Raw genomic sequence first — 23,838 nt, forward strand, 5'->3', positions numbered from 1 at the left:
CGTGCGCGACACCCTTCTCATCGCCCTGTACGCCCTGCTCGGCGCCGGCGCGGCCGGGCTGCTCGGCGCGGGCGCCCTGTGGCTGCTGCGCCGCCGGTCGCTGACCGGCTCGCTCACCGTGGTGGCGGCCGTCGCGGTGACCGCCATGCTCGCGGGCACCCTCGCCGTGGCGCAGGCGATGTTCCTGTCCCCGCACGATCTGAGCGTGGTCACCACGGTGGTCGCGATGGCGGCCGTCGTCTCGCTGGCCACCGCGCTGGCGCTAGGCCGCTGGGTGGTCGCCCGCAGCCGCGAACTCGCCCTCGCGGCCCGCTCCTTCGGCGACGGCGGCGACTTCACCGCACCCGACGGACCGGCCACCGCCGAACTCGCCGCGCTGAGCCGCGAGTTGCAGACCACCAGCGCGAAACTCGCCGAGTCCCGGGAGCGGGAGCGGGCGCTGGAGTCGTCCCGGCGGGAACTCGTCGCCTGGATCTCGCACGACCTGCGCACCCCGCTCGCGGGCCTGCGCGCGATGTCCGAGGCGCTGGAGGACGGCGTCGCCGTCGACCCCGGCCGCTATCTGCGCCAGATCCGCACCGAGGTCGAACGTCTCAACGGCATGGTCGGCGACCTCTTCGAACTCTCCCGCATCCACGCGGGCGCCCTGGCCCTGTCGCCTGCCCGGATGTCGGTCTACGACCTGGTCGGCGACGCACTCGCCGGGGCGTATCCGCTGGCGTACGAGCACGGGGTGCGACTGGTGGGGGACCGGGTGGAGCCCCTGCCGGTGGAGGTGGACGGCAAGGAGATGAGCCGGGTACTCGGCAACCTGCTGGTCAACGCGATCCGCCGGACGCCCGCCGACGGCACCGTCATGGTGGCCGCCGAACGCTCGCCCGACGGCGTGGTGCTGTCCGTGTCGGACAGCTGCGGCGGCATCCCCGAGGAGGACCTCGCCCGCGTCTTCGACACCGGCTGGCGCGGCACCCACGCCCGGACGCCGCCGGCGGGAGCCGGACTGGGTCTGGCGATCGTCCGAGGCATCGTGGAGGCGCACCGGGGCCGGGCCACCGTGCACAACATCCCCGGCGGCTGCCGTTTCGAGGTGGTGCTGCCCACGGCAGCTTCATGACGCGGGCAGCACCACCGGCCCTGTGCGGTCCTACGCGCCGCGCATCCCCGCCGACGCGAACTCCCGCATGCCTTCCGTGAAGCCGACCAGCGGCTTCCAGCCCAGCTCCGCCCGCAGCCGGGACGAGTCCGCCGTGATGTGCCGGACGTCCCCCAGCCGGTACTCGCCGGTCACCACCGGCTCGGGTCCGCCGTGGGCGGCGGCCAACGCCCTCGCCATCTCGGCGACGGTGTGCGGCTCGCCGCTGCCGGTGTTGTACGCGGTGAGCGCGCCGGCGGCCGGATCCGCCTCCAGCGCGGCCGCGTTGGCCGCCGCCACGTCCCGTACGTGCACGAAGTCCCGTCGCTGCAGCCCGTCCTCGAACACGCGCGGCGCCTCGCCCCGGGCGAGCGCCGAACGGAAGAAGGAGGCGACCCCGGCGTACGGGGTGTCCCTGGGCATCCCGGGGCCGTAGACGTTGTGGTAGCGCAACGACACCGCCGACCCGCCCGTCGACCGCGCCCAGGCGGCGGCCAGATGCTCCTGGGCGAGCTTGGTGGTGGCGTACACGTTGCGCGGGTCCGCCGCCGCGTCCTCGCCGACCAGCCCGGCGGACGGCTCCCGGCCGCACACCGGACACCGCGGCTCGAAACGCCCGGCCGCCAGGTCGGCGACGACCCGGGGCCCCGGCCGCACCACGCCGTGCCGCGCACACGTGTACCGGCCCTCCCCGTAGACGACCATCGACCCGGCCAGCACGAGCCGCCGTACGCCCTGCGCGGCCATGGCCGTCAGCAGGACGGCGGTGCCCAGGTCGTTGCGGGAGACGTACTCCACGGCATCGGCGAACCCGGCGCCCAGCCCGACCATGGCGGCCTGATGGCACACCGCGTCCACCCCGGCCAGGGCGCGGGCCACGGCCTGCTCGTCGCGCACGTCCGCGGCGGGGTCGGCCCGCACGTCGAACACGACGGCTTCGTGCCCGCGCGCCCGGAGCGCCTCGACCACATGGGACCCGATGAACCCGGCGCCGCCGGTGACCAGTACACGCATGGCTCCACGTTAGGGCGGCGCACCCGCCGACACCCTGCTCCGCGCCCGTCACGTCACGACTCCGTAAGAGTCGGTCGTCCGCGAGAGTCGGTCGAGGGCCGCCCCGCCCCGCTGCGCACACTCCTCGTCGGCGAGCAGACAGGCGGTGAGCGCCGCGATGTCGTCCTGCAGACGGTCGTGGCTGTGGGCCAGCAGGTCGGTGCGCGGCCGGCGCAGCAGCTCGTCGGGCGGCGGTTTCCCCCAGGAGCGCAGTCGCCGGTGTCGGGGATGGAACGAGCCGTCGGGCTCGCGGGTCTCGGTGACTCCGTCCGTGTACAGCGGGAGTTGGTCGCCGGGCCGGAAGGCGTAGGCCTCGACGTGATACGGATCGCCGACGAGCATGCCGAGGTTCAGCGGCGGAGCCGACCGCCCCCCGGGCGAGTTCGCGGACCCCGTTCGGCCCGATGAGCAGCGGGGCGGGTGACCGCAGTTGACGATCCGGACGACGCCGTCGTCGGCGCGGATCTCCGCGAAGACGGCGGTGACGAACCGTTCGCCCGGGTCGGGGCCGCCGGTCAGCGCCGCCCTGCGGCTCATGCTCGTCTCCATGCGGTCCGCCAGGGCAGGCAGACCGGGCTCGACTTTTGTCACACGGCCCGGGCAGGACGTCCAGCCTGCTGCGCGCAGCCGCGGCACACCGGTGACTGCTCCGCATGGCGGCAGGTTCACCGCCGCGGCCCCGCTCCGCTGCCGCCCCCGTCGACAGCCTGAGCGGCGGTGAGCCGGACGCGTCAGACGGTCGCCGGCTGCTTCTCGTCCGCGGCGGCGGGAACGGACTCCGTCGAGTAGAAGACGGACTTGCCCTGCTTGCTGCGACGGACCTGCCCCTTGGCCACCAGGGCCTCCAGGGTGCTGCGCACCACCGTGATCTTGACGCCGCGTTCCGGGTGGGTGCCGGTCAGCGCTTCGGTGACTTCGAGGGCCGAGCGGGGCGCACCCTCGCCGGTCAGGTGACCGACGACGAGTTCACGCAGCGTCGGACCGTCGGCGGCCTTCGACGCCTGCTTGGCGGCAGACGCCTGCTTGGCCGCCGGGGCCGCCTTCGACACCGCGTCGGCCTTGGGCGCGGGCGCCGACACGGCCTTCGGTGACTTCGCGGCCTTCGGTGACGACGCGGGCTTCGCCGGTGACGCGGCGGTCTTCGGCGTTGACACGGCCTTGGGGGACGCCGCCTTCCTGGAGCGCGCCTTCTTCTGCCCACCGCCCTGCGCGGCGGCAGGCGCGGCCTGGCGGGGAACGGAAGCCGTGGGCGCGCTCGTGGAAGCCGCCTCGGCCGCCGCCTCGGCCCCGCCGAGCGCCTGCTGCATGTTGACCAGCAGCGCGTGGTCGTGGCGCAGTGACTCCAACTTCTCCTGCAGCGCGGTCACTTCGTTGCCGAGACGCTCCTGCTCCTCGGTGTTGTGCTTCAGGTCGTCAGCCAACCGGGCGGCGTACAGCGGCCTGAGGCTGGTCGTCTCGTCATGGTTGTCGGCCACGAGGGCCCTCCTTGGAGTGATGTGCCGTGGTTTTGCCGAATAGTACTCACCGCCCTCATGACCGCGTCGCGCATGTGCACAATCTCCCTCCGCCCGGTACCCCGCGACCCCGCACCCCGCGAACCCACCACACGTGACCGTTCGGCCCGCAGCCGCGGAGACCGAGTGAACCGTCACTGGCCCACGGACAGTTGCTGCTCGGTCCAGATGACCTTGCCTTCGGGTGTGTAACGCGTGCCCCAGCGGTCGGCGAACTGGGCCACGAGGAAGAGCCCGCGGCCGCCCTCGTCCATGCCGGCGGCGCGGCGCAGATGCGGTGAGACGCTGCTCCCGTCGGACACTTCGCAGATCAGGCTGCGGTCACGGATCACGCGCACGGTGATGGGCCCGGTCGCGTACCGGATGGCGTTGGTGACCAGTTCGCTGAGGATGAGTTCCAGGGTGAACGCCTCCTCGTCCAGTCCCCAGTCGTGCAGCAGGCCGCTGACGCAGGCCCGCACACCGGAGACGGCCGCGGGATCGGACTCCACCTGCCAGACCGCCATCCGGTCACCGTCGAGCAGCCGGGTGCGGGCGACGAGCAGGGCGACGTCGTCGCGCGGGGCGGTGGGCAACAGGGTGTCCATCACGGCCTGGCACATCTGTTCAGGTGTGCGTCCGGCGTGTGCGACGACGCCGCGCAGCCGTTCGATCCCCTCGTCGATGTCCCGCTGCCGTTCCTCGAGCAGACCGTCGGTGTACAGCACGATGCTGCTGCTCGGGGGTAGTTGGATCTCCGCCTTCTCGTAGGGCAGCCCGCCCAGTCCCAGCGGCGGTCCGGCCGGCACGCCGGCCAGGCGGGCCCTGCCGTCCGGGTGGACGACAAGGGGCTCCAGGTGACCGGCGCGGGCCATGGAGCACCGGCCGGACACCGGGTCGTAGACCGCGTACAGGCAGGTGGCGCCGGTCAGCGTCGGAGTGTCGGCGTTGTCGTCGTCACGGTCCTGGTCGATACGCGTGACGAGTTCGTCCAGATGCCAGAGCAGTTCGTCGGGAGGCAGATCGAGCGTCGAGAAGTTGTGGACGGCGGTGCGCAGTCGACCCATGGTGGCGGCGGCGTGCAGACCGTGTCCCACGACGTCGCCCACCACGATGGCGACCCGCGCCCCGGGCAGTGGGATGACGTCGAACCAGTCACCGCCGACGCCGCCGAGGCCCGCCTCGGCCGGCAGGTAGCGGTGCGCCACCTCGACGGCGCTGTGCTCGGGGAGCGCCTGCGGGAGCAGGCTCCGCTGCAGGGTGACGGCCGTGGCGTGCTCGCGGGTGAAGCGGCGGGCGTTGTCGATGCTCACCGCCGCACGGGCCACCAGCTCCTCCGCGACCGAGAGGTCCTCCTGGTCGAACGGCGTGGGTTCCCGCGAGCGCCAGAAGGTCGCCACACCGAGGATCACACCGCGCGCCCGCAGGGGAGCCGCGATCATCGAGTGGATGCCGGAGGCCACCAGGGCGCGAGCGCGGTCGGGGGCCTGTGCCTGCCAGCCGGAGAACGCCGCCATGTCGGCCTCCAGCACCATCCGCCCCGAACCGAACCCGGTGGCCTGCGGCGTCGAGGGGGCGAAGTGGATGAGTCGACCGGTCGGATACAGCGGTGTGCCCGTGCGCACGCCGTGCAGCGCGACCCGACGCAGCTCCGCGATGTTCGCCAGGTTCGGTTCCTCTCCGCGCAGCACGGCGTCGGCCAGGTCGACGGTGACGTAGTCGGCGAACCTGGGCACGGCCAGTTCGGCCAGTTCCTCCGCGGTGCGCGTCACGTTCAGGGTGGTTCCGATGCGCAGTCCGGCTTCGTACAGCAGGCTCAGCCGCTCCTGGACGACCTCCACGCGCCCGACCAGAGCACTGAGTTCCGTCGTGTCCCGCAGGGTGGTGACCGAGCCGCCGGGGCCGGGCAGCTGCTCCATGGGGCGCTGACTGACCGCCAGCAGGCGGGTGCCGACCTTGATCACCCGGTCGGTGGACGTCGTGCCCGACAGCAGGAGCCGTTCGGCGCTCGGTTCCAGCCCGAGGCTGCTGACGGGCCGCCCCTCCACGTCGGCGCCGAATTCCAGCAGCCGCCGCGCCTCGTCGTTGGCCAGGACCAGCCGGTCCTGCTGGTCGATGATGAGGACCCCTTCGCGCACCGCGTGCAGGACGGCGTCGTGGTGCTCGTACATCCGGGTCATCTGCGCCGGACCGAGCCCGTGCGTCTGGCGGCGCAGCCGCCGGCTGATCAGCGCACTCCCCGCGGTGGCCGCCGCGAGCACCAGCGCCGTCGCCGCCAGGACGAGCGGCGCCTGCCGGTCGGCCGCCACACTCACCCGCTTGACCGTGATGCCCGCGGAGACCAGCCCGACGATCTTCCCGGCCGGGTCCCTGACGGCGACGACGGTCCGTACCGACCGGCCCAGCGTCCCGGTGGTCGTCTCGGTGACGACTCCGCCGTGCTGGGCCTTGGTGATGCTGCCGATGTAATGCTGGCCGATCCGCGCGGGGTTGGGATGGGTGTAGCGGATGCCTTCGACGCTCATCACCACGACGAAGTCCACGCCGGAGCGCACGCGCGTCTGCTCGGCCTGGCGCTGCAGCACCGCGGTGGGCTTCGGCTCGCTCAGGGCCTGGACCACCGAGGGCGAGGAGGCGACGGCGGAGGCCACCGCGAGGGTGCGGTTACGGGCCTCACGCTCGGCGTCTGTCCGGGCCTGCAGCAGCAGGGCGGCCACCGCGGCCGCCACCAGCACCAGAATGACGAAGACCTGGAGAACGAACACCTGGCCGGCGACGGTCCGTAGCCCCTGCCAGGACCGCAGACGTCCGAGCCGTCGATCCATAGCCCCATCTAACCCCGGCTCGTACCCGCCATCACCCCAGAACGCCGGGCTTCGGCGAACTCGTCACCCGCGGTGCCGTGCCGTGCAAGCGCGGAACCGCGGGTTCCGCGATGCCCGGCCGCACCCGGCGGGTCAGCCGCCGACGGGGCCGGAGCTCTCGCGGACGATCAGGTCGGTGCCGGCGAACGTCGGCTCGGGAGACCGGTGGCCGCTCTCCAACTGGCCGCGCAGCAGGGCGAAGGCGTCGCGGCCCAGACCCTGGAAATCCATCCGCACGGTGGTGAGGGCGGGCGTGAGGAACGCCGAGTGCGGGGCGTCGTCGAAGCCGATGACGCTGACGTCGCCCGGCACATCGCGTCCGGCGTGGTGCAGGGCGCGCAGCACGCCCAGTGCCAGGTCGTCGTTGCCGCACAGGATCGCGGTGATCTCCGGGTCGTCCGCGAGCCCGCGCCCCTCGTCGTAGCCGACCTGCGCGCCCCAGCCCGTGCCGCCGCGCGGGTCGGGCGGGGTGATGCCGGCCGCCTCCAGAGCGGCGCGCCAGCCCTGGGCGCGGGGGCCTTCGGGACGCCGGGCGCCCACGGACGACGGGATGGCGAGGTAGTGGACGGTCCGGTGCCCGAGTTCCAGCAGGTACGCGGTGGCGGCCCGGGCGGCCTCGCGGTCGTCGGCCCACACGGCGGGACGGGGAGGGGTCCCGCCGGGCGGCGGGGCCTCGACGACGGCGGCGCACGGCACGTCGGCCGGGGCCCGTTCCAGTGCGGCGGCGCCGAGCGGGTCGAAGCCGATGACCAGCAGCCCGCCGCCCTCGGCCGCTGCCGCGGACATCGTGCGGTCGAGGTCGTCCTCGGGCGTCAGCACCTTCACGCCCAGCGCGTATCCCGCGGCGCGGGCCGCTTCCTCCAGGCCCTGCAAAGTGGCCGCGTAGCCGTGGAGGGTCGTGTTCGAGGTCAGGACGGTGAGGGACCGGGTCACGCCGCTGGCGAGGGCGAACGCGGTCGGGTTGCGGCGGAATCCCAGACTCTGGACGGCCGCCTCGACGCGGCGGCGCGTCTCCTCGCGGACGTTCGGGTGACCGTTGATCACCCGGGAGACGGTCTGGTACGACACGCCTGCGGCCCGAGCGACATCGCGAATGCTGGCGGCTTTGCGCTGTTCCCGCCCGGCGCCCGAGGGGTGGTCGGGGGTCGTGTGACCGGTCACATTCATCCTGTGAGTGTGAGCGGCCGCAATGCCGCGCGTCAAGTGACGGGAATGACCGGAGTCGGTCTCCGTGCGACAGGTATATCAGGGAACGCGTCGGCCGACCGGTCGGCCGGGGTACACCCGAGCCGACCGGGTCGACCCCGGCAGGCGCGGGATGACCGGCCGGCTCGCGGTGACCGGACGGTCGGCCGACCGTCCGGCCGGCCGACGAGTCGTTCAGTTGTTCTGACTCCTTGAGTCCTTGAGCCCTTGAGCCCTCGGGTCGTGGAGTCGGTCAGGAAGGCGTGGGCGCCGGGTTGCCGTAGTAGGCGTCGGGGCCGTGCTTGCGGGTGTAGTGGCGGTTGAGGAGGTGGGGCGGGGGCGGTGCGGTCGGGGACAGCGCGAAGGTGTGCAGGGCGATGTCGGCGACGGCTTCGCAGATGATGGCGTGCTCGAGCGACTTGCGGGCGGTCGGCCCCCAGGTGAACGGGCCGTGGTTGGCCACCAGGGCGGCGGGCACCTCGACCGCCCGCTGGTCGTCCTCCTCCAGGAGGTCCACGATGACCCGCCCGGTGTTGTACTCGTAGTCCTTCGCGCACTGCTCGGCCGTGAGGTCCGGGGTGACCGGGATCGGGCCGTTGAAGGTGTCGGCGTGGGTGGTGCCGAGCACGGGGATGTCGCGGCGGGCCTGGGCGAAGGCTACGGCGCGGGTGGAGTGGGTGTGGGTGACGCCGCCGATGGAGGGGAAGGCGAGGTAGAGGCAGCGGTGGGTCTCGGTGTCGGTGGAGGGCCGCAGGTGCCCGTCGACGACCGTGCCGTCCGACAGGCGGACGGTCACCAGGTCGTCGAGACCGAGGTCCTCGTAGGGGACCCCGGAGGGCTTGATGACGAAGACGCCCGCCTCGCGGTCGACGCCGCTGACGTTGCCCCAGGTCAGCGTCGCCAGGCCGACCTGAGGGATGGTCAGGTTGGCGTCCAGCACCTCCTGCCGCAGACCGTCGCGTACTCGTACGGTCATCGGCTTCCTCCTTGCACACGGATCAGAGCCATGGTGTCCGCCCTCACAGCGCCTGGGCGAGACGGTGGTAGGCCGCGTTCCAGCGGACTTCCTTGGCGAACTGCTCGGTGCGGGTGTTCTCGTCGATGGTGAGGAGCTCGACGCCGGTCATGGCGGCGTAGTCGGTGAGCGTCTCCACGCTCACGGCCGAGCTGAGCACGGTGTGGTGCGGGGCGCCGGCGAGCAGCCAGCTCTCCGCGGACTCGGCCAGCGAGGGGCGGGGCTCCCACACGGCGCGGGCCACCGGCAGACGGCGCAGCGGCTCGCTCGGGGAGATGACGTCGACGACGTTCGCGGTCAGCCGGAAGCGGTCGCCGAGGTCGGAGAGACCGACGACGACGGCGGGGCCCTCGGCGGCGTTGAAGACCAGGCGGACGGGGTCCTCGCGGCCGCCGATGGAGAGGGGGTGGATCTCGGCGCTGGGGCGGCCGGCGGCGATGGAGGGGCAGACCTCGAGCATGTGGGCGCCGAGGACGCACGGCTTGCCGGGGCCGAGGTGGTAGGTGTAGTCCTCCATGAAGCTGGTGCCGCCGGGGCTGCCGACGCCCATGACCTTCATCGTGCGCAGCAGGGCCGAGGTCTTCCAGTCGCCCTCGCCGCCGAAGCCGTAGCCGTCGGCCATGAGGCGCTGGACGGCGATGCCGGGCAGCTGCCGCAGGCCGCCGAGGTCCTCGAAGTTGGTGGTGAAGGCGGTGAAGCCGCCCTCGGTGAGGAAGACGCGCAGACCGGCCTCGATGCGGGCCGCGTACAGCAGGGAGTCGTGCTGGTCGCCGCCGGGGCGCAGGGCCTCGGCGACGTCGTAGGAGTCGGTGTACTCGGCGGCGAGTTCGGCGACGTCCTTGTCCGGCACGGCGTCGACGACGGCGACGAGGTCGTTGACGCCGTAGGTGTTGACGGAGAACCCGAAACGCAGCTGGGCCTCGACCTTGTCGCCCTCGGTCACGGCGACGTCGCGCATGTTGTCGCCGAAGCGGGCCAGGCGCAGGGTGCGGGCCGTGTGGCGGCCGACGGCGGCGCGGGCCCAGGCGGCGACGCGGCGCACGACGCGGGGGTCGGTGGCGTGACCGGCGACGATCTTGCGGTCGACGCCGACGCGGGACTCGATGTGGCCGAACTCGCGGTCGCCGTGGGCGGCCTGGTTGAGGTTCATGAAGTCCATGTCGATGCTGGGCCAGGGCAGCGACAGGTTGTACTGGGTGTGCAGGTGCAGCAGCGGCCGGTCGAGGGCGCTGAGTCCGGCGATCCACATCTTGGCGGGGGAGAAGGTGTGCATCCACACGATCACGCCCACGCAGGTGTCGGAGGCCGAGGCCTCCTGGCACATCCGCCGGATCGCGTCGGCGTCGGTCAGGACCGGCTTCCACACGATTTTGACCGGGATCTCGCCCGGGTGACCCAGCGTCTCGGAGATGCTCCGGGACTGCTCGGCCACCTGCTGCAGCACGTCGTCGCCGTACAGGCCCTGGCTGCCGGTGAGAAACCAGACCTCGTGGTCGGGGTAGGGCGTGGCGTTGGCTTCCATGTCGGACGTTTCCTTTCGGGAATGATGACCACAGAGCAGATGGCGGTGACGTTCACCGCGCGGGGGTACGGCGTTCTCAGGCGGATGCCTCGGCGCGGATACGGCGCAGGCGGTGCATGACCTCGTTGGCGCCGCGGCCGAAGTAGTCGTGCAGCAGCCGGTACTCGGCGAACAGGCGGTCGTAGGCCGCAGCCCGCTCGGGGTCGGGCTGGTAGACCGCCGGGCGGGCCTTGCCCATGGCGTGGGCGGCGGCCCTGATGTCCGGGTACGAGCCGGCCGCGACCGCCGCGTGCATCGCGGCGCCGAGGGCCGGTCCCTGGGCCGAGTCGATGACGCCGAGGGGCAGACGGGTGACGTCGGCGTAGATCTGCATCAGCAGCTCGTTCTTCGTCAGACCGCCCGCGATGATCAGCTCGCGCACCGGCACGCCGGAGTTCTCGAAGGCCTCGATGATGGTGCGGGTGCCGAAGGCGGTGGCCTCCAGCAGCGCCCGGTAGACGTCCTCGGGGCGGGTGGACAGCGTCAGGCCCACGATCACGCCGCTGAGGTCGTGGTCGACCAGGACGGAGCGGTTGCCGCTCTGCCAGTCCAGCGCGATCAGCCCGTGCTCGCCGATCTTCTGCTCGGCCGCGAGCGCGGTGAGGTGCTGGTGCGCGTCGCGTCCGAGGGCGGCCGCCTCCTCGGCGTACGCGGCGGGGAAGCCGGTGCGCACGAACCAGCCGAAGATGTCGCCGACGCCGCTCTGCCCGGCCTCGTAGCCCCACAGGCCCGGCAGGATGCCGCCGTCGACGACGCCGCACATGCCCGGCACCTCGGCCCACTGGTCGGAGCTCATGACGTGGCAGGTGGAGGTGCCCATGATGGCCACCATCCGGCCCGGCTCCACCGCTGTCGCGGCGGGCGCCGTCACATGGGCGTCGACGTTGCCGACGCACACGGCGATGCCTTCCGGCAGGCCCGTCCAGGCCGCCGCCTCGGCCGTCAGGCCGCCCGCCAGATCGCCGAGCTGCCCGATCGGGTGCTCCAGCTTGGTGCTCACGAAGTCGGCGAAGTCGGGGTTCAGCGCGGCGAGGTACTCCGGCGACGGGTAGACGCCGTCCTGCAGCTGGCCCTTGTAGCCGGCGGTGCAGGCGTTGCGGACGTAGTTCCCCGACAGCCGCCACACGATCCAGTCCGCGGCCTCCACCCAGCGCTCGGTCCGGGCGTAGATCTCCGGGTCCTCCTCGAGGAGCTGCAGCGCCTTGGCGAACTCCCACTCCGAGGAGATCTTGCCGCCGTAGCGCTTGATCCACGGCTCCTTGCGCTGCTCGGCCAGCGCCGTGATGCGGTCGGCCTGGGCCTGGGCCGCGTGGTGACGCCACAGCTTGACGTAGGCGTGCGGACGGCCGGTGAGGTCCGGCAGCTCGCACAGCGGCGTGCCGTCGGCCAGCGTCGGCACCATCGTGCAGGCGGTGAAGTCCGTGCCGATTCCCACGACCTGCTCCGGGCGCACCCCCGAGCGGGCCAGCGCCTCAGGTACGGCGATGCGCAGGACGTCGATGTAGTCGGAGGGCACCTGCAGCGCCCAGTCCGGCGGCAGCGCGGTCCCGTCCGGCAGCTCCCGGTCGAGCACGGCATGGGTGTACGGGTGCTCGGCCGACGCCAGCTCGGCGCCGTCGGAGACCCGGACCACCACGGCCCGCCCGGACAGCGTGCCGTAGTCGACTCCGATGACATAGGTGTCGGGACGGGACTCTTCCCCGCGCTCGTCCAGGATCTCGGCGTTCACCACCGGACCGCCCTTCTGTTCGGTATGACAATCAACGTTCGGTATTGCGGATAGGGGAAAGGTAACCGGTGGTGTGGAGGATGGGGAAGGCCGGGGCCCGTGAAGACCCCGGCCGGGGCGAAGTCGGCCGGTCGGCGGCGCGGCCGCCACCTTGCCGATGTCGGGCGCTCACCTGGTGGAGTTTGCGAAGGTGACGGCTTTTATGTCGGCCTTCCGGGTGACCGGGACCGGCAGATCGCGGAAGTCGGGCCGGCTGGAGGATTTGCTGAACGCGACCGTGTTCGTGGTGCCGTTCGCGTAAAGGTCCGCCGCCCCGGAGAGGCCGCTGGTGTGGCGGTTCCCGGAACCCGCGAACTCGCACGGCGCGCGTTCGTCACGTGACACCCGGCCGCCGGGGCCTTCGCCTGGCAGGTGAGGGCGTTCGCGGCGCCCGCGCCGATGTGGCCGACGTGCTCGCCCGCCCGAGGGTCGGGCGTTGCCGGAGACGTCCGCGGTCCCGGCGGAGTCGCCGTCCACCGTGAGGCTCCGGGTGGCGGGGCCGCCCGACTGACGTGCCTCGTTCCGCACGCTCGGGTGGCCGTCGGCGACCCTCGTGACGGTCTGGGAGGGGAGGTCCGCCGCCGGGCGACGTCGCGAATGCCGGCGGCCTCCCGCTGCCCGGGGGCGGTCGCCCCGGCCGCCGAAGCTTGTGTGACCGGTCGCTGACCTGCGAGGATTGTGAGCGGTCACAACTTGGGCGCCAAGAGACTTGGGACCAGGGACTCACTCCTCGGTCACCCCGGCCGGCGCGGCGGACCCACCGCCTCCCGAGCGCGAATCTCCAGTTCAGAGCGCCTACGAGAAGCACCGCAGGACCGAACCGTCCCGGAAGGGGAAACTGCCTTGGCCACTGCCGTCGCGACAGACGAGAGGTCCCGTGTCTGGTCCCGCCCGGAACTCGGACTGCACGCCGTGGTGGACGCCGGGGGATCGGTGCGACTGGGCAGACCCGACCAGGACCGGGCCTGCCTGGTCCCCCTCGTCGAGGTGACCGCCACCGGCCACGGACGCCGGTGGTCGGGCGAACGTTTCATCGAGACGTCCGTGGGCGAACGCCTCGCCTATCGCGGCCACGAGACGGTCCACGAGGGCGGCCGGGAGCGCACCACGATCCGGCTGGCGGACCCCGTGACCGGACTCGCCGCCCACGTCACCCTCGAGGCGGGCGGCGGAGCGGTTCCCGGCACCGGCTTCCTGCGGGCCCGGGTGCGCCTGGTCAACGAGGGCGCGGCCCCGATCCGGCTGGAGAGCGTGACCACGCTGACCCTCGGCGGTATCGCCGACGCCGACGGATCGCTCGACGGTCTCACCCTGCACTGGGCCGACAACGACTGGCTCGCCGAATGCCGCTGGCGGCAGGCCCCCTACCGCGACCGGGCCGTCGCGCTGAGCCGGTCCGCCCACGGCCACGACGGCCGCGGCTGCTTCGAGCGGTACTCGCAGGGCAGCTGGTCCACCGGCCGCCACCTCCCCGTCGCGGGCCTCACCGACCGGGACGGCGGGGCGTGGCTGTGGCAGATCGAGTCCAGCGCGGGCTGGCGCTTCGAGACAGGTGAGCGCGAAGGATCCGCCTACGTCGCGCTGTTCGGCCCCGACGACGCCCACCACCAGTGGCAGCACACCCTCGCGCCGGGCCAGGAGTTCCACACCGTGCCCGCCGTCCTCGTCCGCACGGAGAGCGGCGGCCTGGACGCCGCTTTCGGGATCCTCACGGACCACCGCCGCGGCATCCGCCGCGACCACCCCGACCACCGCGCGCTCCCGGTGATCTACAACGACTACATGAACACCCTCATGGGCGACCCCACCACGGAGAAACTGCTGCCCCTGATCGAGTCCGCGGCCGCCGCCGGCGCGGAGGTCTTCGTCATCGACGCGGGCTGGTACGACGACGACGCCCAGGGCTGGTGGGACGCCGTGGGCGCCTGGGAAGCCGCCCCGAACCGCTTCCCCGGCGGCATCGAACAGGTCCTGGACGCCATCCGGCAGTGCGGTATGACGCCGGGGCTGTGGCTGGAGCCCGAGGTCGTCGGCGTGCGCAGCCCACTGGCCCGGACGCTGCCGCCCGAGGCGTTCTTCCAGCGCGGCGGGCTGCGCGTCACCGAACACGGACGGCACCAGCTGGACCTGCGCCACCCGGCCGCCCGCGCCCATCTCGACCGGGTCGCCGACCGGCTCGTCGGCGACTGGGGCGTCGGCTACCTCAAGCTCGACTACAACATCAACATCGGCCCCGGCACGGAGAGCGGCACCGGCGAGGGCCCCGAGAGCCCGGGCGCCGGACTGCTCGGACACCACCGCGCCCACCTCGACTGGATGGCCTCACTGCTCGACCGGCACCCCCGTCTCGTCCTGGAGAACTGCGGGTCGGGCGGCCTGCGCATGGACTACGCGCAGCTGGCGGTGACGCAACTGCAGTCCACCAGCGACCAGCAGGACTTCCTGCGCTATCCGCCGATCGCCGCCGCGGCCGCGACCGCCGTCGCGCCCGAGCAGGCGGCCGTCTGGGCCTACCCCCAGCCGGCGCACAGCCTCGACGAGATCGCCTTCACCCTCACCGGCGCACTCCTCGGCCGGGTCCACCTCTCGGGGTTCCTCGACCATATGGACGACGACCGGTTCGCCCTCGTGCGCTCGGCGATCGGGGTGTACAAGGACATCCGCCCCCGGATCGCCGGCGCCCACCCCTTCTGGCCGCTCGGGCTGCCCGCCTGGGAGGACGCCTGGCTCGCGCACGGGCTGCGTGGCCCCGAGTCCACGTTCCTGACGGTGTGGCGCCGGGGCCCCGGCGGTGAGCGGCGCGCACTGTGCCTGCCGCACCTGCGGGGCGTCGGCCCGGTACCGGAGGTGCTGTACCCGGGCACCTCCGACGCCACCGTCCGGTGGGACGCCGACGCGGGGATCCTCACCGTCCGCCTGCCCCGCCCCGACACCGCGGTGCTCCTGCGGTGGGACACCGCCCTCTGAGGCGGCGCTCGCCACCTGGGGGCGGGCCGGCACCACGGACCGGCTTCCGTCACGGACCGGCTCGCGTCACGGACCTGCCACCGTCACGGACCTGCCACCGGGGACCGCCGGCGCGGCGCGGCCGGCCGCGACCCGTGAAGCGGTGACGGCTGCCGAGCGGAGCCGGTGGCGTCGCAGCCGAGTCCCGACCCGGTGCGCGCTGCGCGGGCCTCACGGAAGCCGACCCGCCCTCCGGGGAGCGACGGTGCCGGTTTCCGGAGGGGCGGCGGCCCCTCTCGTGTCCGCCGCCGGGGCCGGTGCCCGGGCCGCCGCCGGGCGGTCCGGGGCGACTCGATGGGGTGCGGTCCCGGCTGCTACGTTGCGGACGCATGAGCGACAACGTGTACGTGGGCAACGCCGGCAAGGACGCGGCGCTGGACCACGGCTGGCTGCTGGGCCACTTCAAGGACGCCGACGACCCCCGGCACAGCGCGGACGTGGAGATCAAGTGGGGCGTCCACCCGCCCGGCGACGAGCGGGTGCAGTGGGTGAGCGGTGAAGTGCGCACCGCCCTGCTGGTGCTCATCAGCGGGCGCTTCCGGGTCGAGCTGCCCGGGCGCAGCGTCGTGCTGGCGGAGCAGGGCGACTACATCGTGTGGGGCAAGGGCGTCGACCATTCCTGGTACGCGGAGGAGGAGTCCGTCGTCCTGACGGTTCGCTGGCCGTCGGTCGCGGGCTACCGGGCCACCGCCGACGCCGGCCCGCAGGCCCGGGGCTGAACTCAGCCGCCGCGCGCCCCGCCGCCCCCTTCCGCGAACGTCGCGAGGATGCGCTCGGCCGCCAGCGTCGCCGTCAGCCCGCCGTCCCTGACCTGTTGTTCGAGGAGCGGGGCGAGGGTGCGCACCGCCGGGTCGGCGTGCAGCCGGCCGAGGAGTTCGTCGCGGACCATGGTCCAGGTCCAGTCGACCTGCTGGTCGCGCCGTTTGGCGGCCAGGCGCCCGGTGGAGTCGAGCACCGTGCGGTGCTGTTCCAGGCGCTCCCAGACGGTGTCCAGCCCGGACGACTCCCGGGCGCTGCAGCTCAGCACGGGCGGCGCCCACGCGGCGTCCTTGCCGTGCATCAGCCGCAGCGCGCCCGCCAGTTCGCGGGCGGCGGCGCGGGCGTCGAGCTCGTGCGGGCCGTCCGCCTTGTTGACGGCGATGACGTCGGCCAGCTCCAGGACGCCCTTCTTGATGCCCTGCAGCTGGTCGCCGGTGCGGGCGAGGGTGAGCAGCAGGAAGGAGTCGACCATGCCCGCGACCGCGGTCTCGGACTGGCCGACGCCGACCGTCTCGACGAGGACCACGTCGTAGCCGGCCGCCTCCATCACCACGATCGACTCCCGCGTCGCCTTGGCGACCCCGCCGAGGGTGCCCGCGGTGGGGGAGGGGCGGATGAACGCCGCCGGATCCACCGCGAGACGTTCCATCCGGGTCTTGTCACCCAGGATCGAGCCCCCGGTGCGGCTGGACGACGGGTCGACGGCGAGCACCGCCACCCGGTGGCCCCGCGAGGTCAGCAGCGTGCCGAACGCGTCGATGAACGTCGACTTGCCCACGCCGGGCACTCCGCTGACGCCGATCCTGCGCGCCCTGCCGCTGTGCGGGAGCAGCTCGGTCAGCAGCTCCTGCGCCAGCGCCCGGTGCTGGGGCCGGGTGGACTCGACGAGGGTGATGGCGCGCGCGACGATCGCGCGCTTCCCGTCGAGTACACCCTTCACATACGTGTCCAGGTCGATGGCCATGGGCGTCAGAGGCCGTGCCCGAGGTCGTCCGACAACCGCTTCACCAGGTCGTACGCGGCGTCCGGGATGACCGTGCCGGGCGGGAAGACGGCGGCCGCGCCCATCTCCAGGAGTGTGGGCACGTCCTGCGGCGGGATGACTCCGCCGACGACGATCATGATGTCCTCGCGTCCTTCCTCGGCGAGCTGCTCGCGCAGCGCCGGCACCAGGGTGAGGTGTCCGGCGGCCAACGACGACACCCCGACGATGTGCACGTCGGCCTCGACGGCCTGACGCGCCACTTCGCCCGGGGTCTGGAACAGCGGGCCGACGTCGACGTCGAAGCCGAGGTCGGCGAAGGCGGTGGCGATCACCTTCTGGCCGCGGTCGTGTCCGTCCTGGCCCATCTTGGCGACCAGGATGCGCGGCCGCCGGCCCTCGGCCTCCTCGAACGCGGACACGAGGCCGCGGGTGCGGTCCACGGAGGGCGACTCCCCTGCTTCGTTGCGGTACACGCCGGAGATCGTACGGATCTGGCTCGCGTGCCGGCCGTACACCTTCTCCAGGGCGTCGGAGATCTCACCGACGGTGGCCTTCGCGCGGGCCGCGTGCACGGCCAGCTCCAGCAGGTTGCCCTCGCCGCCCGCGGCCCGGGTCAGCGCGTCCAGGGCGGCCCGGCACGCGTCGTCGTCCCGCTCCTCGCGCAGCCGGCGCAGCTTCTCGATCTGCTGGGTGCGCACGGAGGAGTTGTCGACCTTGAGGACGTCGATCTGCTCGTCGCTGTCGACGCGGTACTTGTTGACGCCGATCACCGGCTGGCGCCCGGAGTCGATGCGGGCCTGCGTGCGGGCGGCTGCCTCCTCGATGCGCAGCTTGGGGATGCCGGCGTCGATGGCCCTGGCCATGCCGCCCGCGGCCTCGACCTCCTCGATGTGCTGCCAGGCGCGCCGCGCGAGGTCGTACGTCAACCGCTCCACGTAGGCGCTGCCGCCCCACGGGTCGATCACCCGCGTGGTGCCGGACTCCTGCTGGATCAGCAGCTGTGTGTTGCGGGCGATGCGCGCGGAGAAGTCGGTCGGCAGCGCGAGCGCCTCGTCGAGGGCGTTGGTGTGCAGCGACTGCGTGTGGCCCTGGGTCGCCGCCATCGCCTCGACGCAGGTGCGCGTCACGTTGTTGAAGACGTCCTGCGCGGTCAGCGACCAGCCCGAGGTCTGCGAATGGGTGCGCAGCGACAGCGACTTGCTGTTCTGCGGGTCGAACTGCTTGACCAGCTTCGCCCACAGCAGGCGCGCCGCCCGCAGCTTGGCGACCTCCATGAAGAAGTTCATGCCGATCGCCCAGAAGAAGGACAGCCGCGGCGCGAACGCGTCGACGTCCAGGCCCGCTTCACGCCCCGCCCGGATGTACTCCACGCCGTCCGCGAGCGTGTACGCCAGCTCCAGGTCGGCCGTCGCGCCCGCTTCCTGGATGTGGTAGCCGGAGATGGAGATGGAGTTGTAGCGGGGCATCCGCTGCGAGGTGTAGGCGAAGATGTCGGAGATGATCCGCATCGACGGCTTCGGCGGATAGATGTAGGTGTTGCGGACCATGAACTCCTTGAGGATGTCGTTCTGGATGGTCCCGGCCAGCTTCTCGGCCGGCACGCCCTGTTCCTCGGCGGCGACGATGTAGAGCGCGAGCACCGGCAGCACCGCGCCGTTCATCGTCATCGACACGGTCATCCTGTCCAGCGGGATGCCGTCGAACAGCTGGCGCATGTCGTAGATCGAGTCGATCGCCACACCGGCCATGCCGACGTCGCCGGTCACCCGCGGGTGGTCGCTGTCGTACCCGCGGTGCGTCGGCAGGTCGAAGGCGACCGAGAGGCCCTTCTGGCCGGCCGCGAGGTTGCGGCGGTAGAAGGCGTTGGACTCCTCGGCGGTGGAGAAGCCGGCGTACTGACGGATCGTCCACGGCTGGTTGACGTACATCGTCGGGTACGGGCCGCGCAGGTACGGCGCGGCACCCGGATAGGTGCCCAGGAAGTCCAGACCCTCCAGGTCCTGACCGGTGTACAGCGGCTTGACGTTGATGCCCTCGGGGGTCTCCCACAGCAGGTCGTCCCCGCCCGCCGCCCTCTTCACCGCCGTGCGCCACTCGTCGGCGCCGGCGTCGGCGGCCGGGGTCCCCAGTTCGATCCCGGAGAAGTCGGGGATTGCCATCAGGACACAGCTCCCATGCGGTCAAGGGTGGCGGACAGCACGGCGACGGCGTCGCAGCCCGCGAAGACGTACGCGTCGACCCCGGGGTACTGCCCAGGGCGTCCGGCGAGGAACACGTGCGAGGCGCCGGCGGCTCGCAGCCGGGCCGCCTCCGTCTGCGCCTGCTCTTCGTACAGGGCGTCACTCGAGCACAGGCAGACCTCCGTGGCGCCGCTGTCCTCGAACGAGCCCTCGGTGACGGGCTCGACGCCGCCGGCCTGGAACAGGTTCGCGGCGAAGGTCAGCCGGGCGGTGTGCGCGGCGGCCGGACCGAGCGCCGCCAGATAGATCCGCGGCCGGGAGCCGGTCGCCGCGAGGTGGGCGTCCGAACGCGCCCGCAGCGCCTCGTACGCCTCGTCGCGGCGCACCCGCGGCAGACCGCCGGAGCGCGGTTCGGGCGCGCTCTCGCGCACCACCGGCTTCTCCGCGAGGAACGGGAACTCACTGACCCCGGTGATGGGTTCGCGCCGCTTGGCGAGCCGGCCGCTGCGCGCCTGCCACGTGTCGGCGAGGTCCTTCGCGAGGCGGCCCGAGCGCAGGGCGGCCGCCTGACCGCCGCTGCGCTCGATCCCCTGGAAGAACTCCCAGCCCGCGTGGGCCAGTTCGTCCGTCAGGCGTTCCACGTACCAGGAGCCGCCCGCCGGGTCGATGACCCGGGACAGATGCGACTCCTCGATGAGGATCGTGGACGTGTTGCGGGCGATGCGCCGCGCGAACGCGTCGGGCAGGCCGAGCGCGTCGTCGAAGGACAGCACGGTGACGGAGTCCGCTCCGCCCGCCCCCGCGGCCAGCGTGGCGATGGTGGTCCGCAGCATGTTCACCCACGGGTCGCGGCGCGACATCATCACCGGCGAGGTCACCACGTGCTGGATCTGCGCGCCGGCGCCGGGCGCCCCGGACACCTCGGCGACCCGGGCCCACAGCCGGCGGGCGGCCCGCAGTTTGGCGATCGTGAGGAACTGGTCGGCGGTCGCCGCGTAGCGGAACTCCAGTTGCCCGCAGGCCTGTTCGACGCTCAGCCCGGCCTCGGTCAGCTCCCGCAGATAGCCGACGCCGGTGGCCAGCGAGGCGCCCAGTTCCTGCGCGGCGGAACCGCCGGCCTCGTGGTAGGGCAGCGCGTCCACGGTCAGCGCCCGCAGTCGCGGATACTCCCGCGCGCACAGCCGCGCCAGTTCGGCGGACGCGGCGAACGCGACCGGTTGTCCGGTGCGGGTCTCGTGGCCCAGGGGATCGGCGCCGAGGTTGCCGCGCGCCGCGTCCTTCGCGACGCCCCGCTCCTCGAACAGCCGCAGCAACTCCCGTGCGGCGGGCTCGACCTGGTCCCCCGCGTCGAGGACGACCGGCGCCAGGTCGAGAAGCACGCCGTCCAGGACCCGGCCGAGGGACGGCACCGGGATGCCGCCCTCGCCGGCCACCAGCCACAGGGAGGTGACGCCGTTCTCCAGGTCCGCGAGCACGGCGCGGTTGTCGTCGGCGGTGTGCCGCTGCCGTACGTCCCAGCCGCCGACGGCGTTCCCTTCGGGCCGGCTGCCGCGCACGAAGGGCGCGAAACCGGGGTGACCGTGCTCGGGCGCGGCGTCGCGCGCGGTGTAGAGGGGGCGGGTGCGCAACCCGTCCTCGAGGGCGGTGGACAGGGCTTCCTCGGCCTGAGCACCCTCGACATCCTTGCCCGACTTGCGCAGCACGCCTGCGATGAGGCGCTGCCACTGCTCGTGGGTGGCGTCAGGGAACTCGCCGGCCAGCTGGAGCCCGTCGTCAGGCAGGACCGTCATGCTCGGATGCTAGGCCCAAGACACGAAGGAGCAGCAGAGGGCATCGCTGTGACCTTTCCCTCGCCACGGCTGTGACGTGCCCCGCTCCACCGGGACTCGACTCCGCGAAGCGGCTCGGACCGGGCCTGACCAGGCAGGACGGCCGACGCCGGCCGACGGCGCGAAGACGGGCTCCGGACCGGGCGGCGGGCCGGCCCGGCGGCGCGCCACCGGCGCTTCAGCAGGGCCCCGGCGCCACTCCGGCGGAGGCGTCCGTTCCGGCCCTCGACGGACCCCGGCCCGGCCTCGCGGCAGGAGGGCCGTGCACCCCGGCCGCCACCGCTCCATGCGCCGGTTCCGGGTCCCGGTCGCTCAACTCCCGCGGACGACAGGCGATCTGATGCTCGACCGACCGGGCGCTCCCTCCGGGGACGACGTCCGAGCCGCGCCGGGCTGCACGACGGCAGCCGCGTCCGCGGTCGTGACGCGTCCCCCTCCGCGCACCGGGACGCGCCCAGGGCGTAGCCGGCCGCCGGTCGCCGGCCGCCACCGTGGTCGAATCGCCGGACCCCCCTCGTCGGAAGAGAGGCGCTCCGCGTGACGACCCGCAGGCCGGCCCCGCCCCCGGCTCCCGAACCCGAACCCGAACCCGGTTCTGAGTCCGGCTCCGGGTCGGTGCCCGCGGCGCCGCATCCGTTGCTCGCGTACTTCCTCGACGCCGCCGACGGCTGTTTCCCGCCGGCCGACGGCGCCGTCACGGTGCTGCCCGCACTGCCCACACCGCCCGGCGCGCTGGAGGCGTCGGTCGCCTTCACCGGTCACGCCGTCCTCGCAACCGCGCTGGCCGCGCCGAAGATCCACGCCCTGCGCCCCGACGGGTTCGGCGGCTCGATGGGTCCGGACTTCCTGCGCGCCCTCGCCGGACCCACGGGCTGGATCGGGTCGGTCGACGCCGTCCTGGTCCGCCGCGGTTTCGGCGGGGCCGCCCGACTGCAACCGCTCTCCGGGGCCGACGGCCATCCGCGGGTGCGGTACGCACGCCGGCTGCGCGCCGGAGTGCGGGTCTTCGGCGACGAGCGGGGGCTGGTCACCCTGGCGGCGGGACTCGCCGGCCGGACGGAACTGAGCATCGAACTGCACACACCCGACCACGGCGGCCGCAGTGGGCACGGCAGGTCGCTGCTCGGCGACGCGCTCACGCTGGTGCAGGCGGGCGAACCGGTCTTCGCCGCCGTCGCCCCGGGCAACGCGCGCTCGATGCGGGCGTTCCTCGCCGCCGGCTTCACCCCGGTCGGCGCCGAGGTAATCGTCAGGCCGGACCGGGCCCCGGCACAGCGGCGCCGCGGTGGCCACGAGTCGCCGCCGCCCTGAGCCCGTGTCACCGTCGTGATGAGCCGGTGAAACCCCGACGGTGGACCCGTGTGAATTCGGGTACCCGGCAGCGCGGCGCGTGCGGCTGCGTCGTGGCGCGAGAGTGCGGAAGGGGTACGCGCGGGCCGGAACCGGTTCGGCCATGGCGGCCTGCGGAGTCCCGGCCCTGCGAGACTATGCTCATCTGAGTATAATATGCAACAGATGTGCGCTACTGGGCTTATGTGCCGGTCTGTGGGGAACTTGGTCTCCGCGACCAGCCGCCGGCACCGACCCGGAGGATCAGCCCTCCACGTGGGCGTCCGGGCATACCCCGAGGAGTGAACGTGAGTATGCGTATCGGAGTGGAGGAAGAGTTCCACGTCCTGGAGGTGGAGAGCGGGCTCCTGGTGCCACGCGCCCAGGCCGTGCTGGAACACCTGCCCAAACGGACCTTCACGACCGAACTGCATCAGTCGACGGTCGAGTCGAACAGCGGTGTGCACACGTCGCTGGACGACCTCTACGCCGATCTCACCGAGACGAGACGCCGACTCGACGAGGCTGCCGCCTCGTCGGGGCTGGCGGTGATGGCCGCGGGCACCGCGCCCCTCGCGCCCGCCGCCTCCGCACACCCCACCGCCGACGCCCGCTACCTGCACATGGCCGAGGAATACCGCAGGATCGCCGACGAGCAGCTCATCTGCGGCGCCCAGGTCCACGTGGACGTGCCCGACCGTGACACGGCCGTACGCGCCATGTGCGCAGTGTCGCCCTGGCTGCCCGTGCTCCTGGCGCTCTCCGCGAGCTCCCCGTTCTGGCAGGGGGCCGACACGGGGTACGCGAGCTGGCGCACTCTGGTGTGGCAGCGCTGGCCCACCGCGGGTCCCGCCGGATGCTTCGCCGACGCGGCCGAGTACGACGCCGCGGTGGACGACTTCGTCCGCGCCGGGATCATCAGCGACCCGGGGATGGTCTATTACGACGTGCGCCCGTCCTCCCACCTGCGCACGCTCGAACTGCGCGTCTGCGACGCCTGCCCGCGCGCGGAGACCGTCGTCCTCATCGCCGGCCTCTTCCGCGCCCTGGTGACGGTGGCCCGCGAGCGGCTGCGCACACAGGACGGGCCGGTCTGCACCGGACGGCACGAGTGGCTGCGCGGCGCCACCTGGCGCGCGGCCCGCTGCGGCCTCGAAGGGACGCTCGTGGACCCCGAGACGCACCGCGAGGCGCCGGCGCCGCAGGTCCTGCGCAAGCTGCTCGTCCGACTCCGTCCCGCGCTCGAGGCACACGGCGACTGGGACACCGTCCGCTCGCTGGCCCGGTCGGCGCTCGCCGACGGCAGCGCGGCGCGCCGCATGCGCCGTACGGCACAGGACGAGGACCTGCTGGCCTGCGTCGACATGCTCATAGCCGAGACCCGCGGCGAACGCGCCCGCGGACTGCGCGGCCCCTCCGGGCCGTCCGCCGTGGGCGGCTCGCGCTCCTCCGTCCTGCGCCGAGCACTGCCGGAGGCCATCGGCCGCTGACGTGCTCGTGAACGCCATGGACACCGGGTACCCCGGTCCGGCAGCACCGTCGGTCGCCTCGCACCGGCGGTGGGCGGCGGCAGTGCGGGCAGCCGCGGGAGCGGCCACCTCGCAGCGCACGGGGCGTGCCCGACGGTTCCCCATGCTCCGCCCCTCGGGCATCCGATCCGTTCAGAAAGGTTTTGTCAT

16 protein-coding genes are annotated in these 23,838 nt (G+C 73.0%); 5 read left to right on the forward strand and 11 right to left on the reverse strand.

Going from position 1 to position 23,838, the window contains the following annotated elements:
- Position 1: 1 nt before the first annotated feature.
- A complete protein-coding gene (locus C6376_RS26400) occupies positions 2-1,114 on the forward strand; it encodes a sensor histidine kinase KdpD (RefSeq protein WP_107445713.1) in 1,113 nt (370 codons plus the stop codon).
- Between the two features lie 30 nt (positions 1,115-1,144).
- Here C6376_RS26400 and C6376_RS26405 read toward each other — a convergent pair whose 3' ends face one another.
- The 8 genes from C6376_RS26405 to araB all read right to left on the reverse strand — a co-directional run bounded on the left by C6376_RS26405 (position 1,145) and on the right by araB (position 12,032).
- Complete coding sequence (locus tag C6376_RS26405) at positions 1,145-2,146, reverse strand: NAD(P)-dependent oxidoreductase (protein ID WP_107445714.1); 1,002 nt, start codon at positions 2,144-2,146, stop codon at positions 1,145-1,147.
- Positions 2,147-2,194: 48 nt separating this feature from the next.
- Positions 2,195-2,854 carry a PP2C family protein-serine/threonine phosphatase gene (locus tag C6376_RS26410; protein ID WP_367881053.1) on the reverse strand — a complete coding sequence of 220 codons (660 nt, stop codon included), beginning with the start codon at positions 2,852-2,854 and terminating at the stop codon, positions 2,195-2,197.
- A gap of 62 nt (positions 2,855-2,916) precedes the next feature.
- A complete protein-coding gene (locus tag C6376_RS26415) occupies positions 2,917-3,660 on the reverse strand; it encodes a hypothetical protein (protein WP_107445716.1) in 744 nt (247 codons plus the stop codon).
- A 173-nt stretch (positions 3,661-3,833) separates the two neighbouring features.
- Positions 3,834-6,503: a SpoIIE family protein phosphatase gene (locus C6376_RS26420; protein ID WP_107445717.1), complete on the reverse strand. Its 2,670-nt coding sequence runs from the start codon at positions 6,501-6,503 to the stop codon at positions 3,834-3,836.
- Between the two features lie 132 nt (positions 6,504-6,635).
- Complete coding sequence (locus tag C6376_RS26425) at positions 6,636-7,709, reverse strand: LacI family DNA-binding transcriptional regulator (protein WP_107445718.1); 1,074 nt, start codon at positions 7,707-7,709, stop codon at positions 6,636-6,638.
- Positions 7,710-7,980: 271 nt separating this feature from the next.
- Positions 7,981-8,703: an L-ribulose-5-phosphate 4-epimerase AraD gene (gene araD, locus C6376_RS26430; RefSeq protein WP_107445719.1), complete on the reverse strand. Its 723-nt coding sequence runs from the start codon at positions 8,701-8,703 to the stop codon at positions 7,981-7,983.
- A gap of 43 nt (positions 8,704-8,746) precedes the next feature.
- Positions 8,747-10,264 (reverse strand): L-arabinose isomerase, encoded by a 1,518-nt coding sequence (gene araA, locus C6376_RS26435; protein ID WP_107445720.1) that lies wholly within the window; start codon positions 10,262-10,264, stop codon positions 8,747-8,749.
- A gap of 76 nt (positions 10,265-10,340) precedes the next feature.
- Positions 10,341-12,032 carry a ribulokinase gene (araB, locus tag C6376_RS26440; RefSeq protein WP_254076053.1) on the reverse strand — a complete coding sequence of 564 codons (1,692 nt, stop codon included), beginning with the start codon at positions 12,030-12,032 and terminating at the stop codon, positions 10,341-10,343.
- Between the two features lie 882 nt (positions 12,033-12,914).
- On the opposite strand from araB, the gene C6376_RS26450 reads away from it, so the two are divergent.
- Together C6376_RS26450 and C6376_RS26455 are read left to right on the forward strand one after the other, a co-directional pair.
- Positions 12,915-15,038 carry a glycoside hydrolase family 36 protein gene (locus tag C6376_RS26450; RefSeq protein ID WP_107445723.1) on the forward strand — a complete coding sequence of 708 codons (2,124 nt, stop codon included), beginning with the start codon at positions 12,915-12,917 and terminating at the stop codon, positions 15,036-15,038.
- Between the two features lie 368 nt (positions 15,039-15,406).
- On the forward strand, positions 15,407-15,796 hold the full coding sequence (locus C6376_RS26455; protein ID WP_107445724.1) for a signal peptidase I: 390 nt from the start codon (positions 15,407-15,409) through the stop codon (positions 15,794-15,796).
- A 2-nt stretch (positions 15,797-15,798) separates the two neighbouring features.
- Here the strand turns inward: C6376_RS26455 and meaB are convergent, their stop codons facing one another.
- Genes meaB through C6376_RS26470 form a run of 3 tightly spaced genes read right to left on the reverse strand, consistent with a single transcriptional unit; the run spans position 15,799 to position 20,791 of the window.
- Positions 15,799-16,800, reverse strand: a complete 1,002-nt coding sequence (gene meaB, locus C6376_RS26460; protein WP_107445725.1) for a methylmalonyl Co-A mutase-associated GTPase MeaB — start codon at positions 16,798-16,800, stop codon at positions 15,799-15,801.
- Positions 16,801-16,805: 5 nt separating this feature from the next.
- Complete coding sequence (gene scpA, locus C6376_RS26465; protein WP_107445726.1) at positions 16,806-18,980, reverse strand: methylmalonyl-CoA mutase; 2,175 nt, start codon at positions 18,978-18,980, stop codon at positions 16,806-16,808.
- Positions 18,980-20,791 carry a methylmalonyl-CoA mutase family protein gene (locus tag C6376_RS26470; protein WP_107445727.1) on the reverse strand — a complete coding sequence of 604 codons (1,812 nt, stop codon included), beginning with the start codon at positions 20,789-20,791 and terminating at the stop codon, positions 18,980-18,982. Before C6376_RS26470 ends, scpA begins: the two co-directional genes overlap by 1 nt.
- A 576-nt stretch (positions 20,792-21,367) precedes the next feature.
- Between C6376_RS26470 and C6376_RS26475 the strand changes: the two genes are divergently transcribed.
- Together C6376_RS26475 and C6376_RS26480 are read left to right on the forward strand one after the other, a co-directional pair.
- Positions 21,368-22,141: a hypothetical protein gene (locus C6376_RS26475; protein ID WP_254076054.1), complete on the forward strand. Its 774-nt coding sequence runs from the start codon at positions 21,368-21,370 to the stop codon at positions 22,139-22,141.
- A gap of 332 nt (positions 22,142-22,473) precedes the next feature.
- Complete coding sequence (locus tag C6376_RS26480; protein ID WP_107445728.1) at positions 22,474-23,649, forward strand: glutamate--cysteine ligase; 1,176 nt, start codon at positions 22,474-22,476, stop codon at positions 23,647-23,649.
- The last annotated feature ends 189 nt before the right edge of the window (positions 23,650-23,838 follow it).

This window comes from Streptomyces sp. P3 (genome assembly GCF_003032475.1).
In the GTDB taxonomy this organism is placed as follows: domain Bacteria; phylum Actinomycetota; class Actinomycetes; order Streptomycetales; family Streptomycetaceae; genus Streptomyces.

Excerpts from the sequence above, each read along its gene's own strand:
- araD (WP_107445719.1), bottom strand. The coding sequence starts at position 8,703 with ATGACCGTACGAGTACGCGACGGTCTGCGGCAGGAGGTGCTGGACGCC.
- C6376_RS26425 (WP_107445718.1), bottom strand. The coding sequence starts at position 7,709 with ATGAATGTGACCGGTCACACGACCCCCGACCACCCCTCGGGCGCCGGG.
- C6376_RS26470 (WP_107445727.1), bottom strand. The coding sequence starts at position 20,791 with ATGACGGTCCTGCCTGACGACGGGCTCCAGCTGGCCGGCGAGTTCCCT.
- scpA (WP_107445726.1), bottom strand. The coding sequence starts at position 18,980 with ATGGCAATCCCCGACTTCTCCGGGATCGAACTGGGGACCCCGGCCGCC.
- araA (WP_107445720.1), bottom strand. The coding sequence starts at position 10,264 with ATGGAAGCCAACGCCACGCCCTACCCCGACCACGAGGTCTGGTTTCTC.
- C6376_RS26405 (WP_107445714.1), bottom strand. The coding sequence starts at position 2,146 with ATGCGTGTACTGGTCACCGGCGGCGCCGGGTTCATCGGGTCCCATGTG.
- C6376_RS26480 (WP_107445728.1), top strand. The coding sequence starts at position 22,474 with ATGCGTATCGGAGTGGAGGAAGAGTTCCACGTCCTGGAGGTGGAGAGC.
- C6376_RS26455 (WP_107445724.1), top strand. The coding sequence starts at position 15,407 with ATGAGCGACAACGTGTACGTGGGCAACGCCGGCAAGGACGCGGCGCTG.
- C6376_RS26420 (WP_107445717.1), bottom strand. The coding sequence starts at position 6,503 with ATGGATCGACGGCTCGGACGTCTGCGGTCCTGGCAGGGGCTACGGACC.
- meaB (WP_107445725.1), bottom strand. The coding sequence starts at position 16,800 with ATGGCCATCGACCTGGACACGTATGTGAAGGGTGTACTCGACGGGAAG.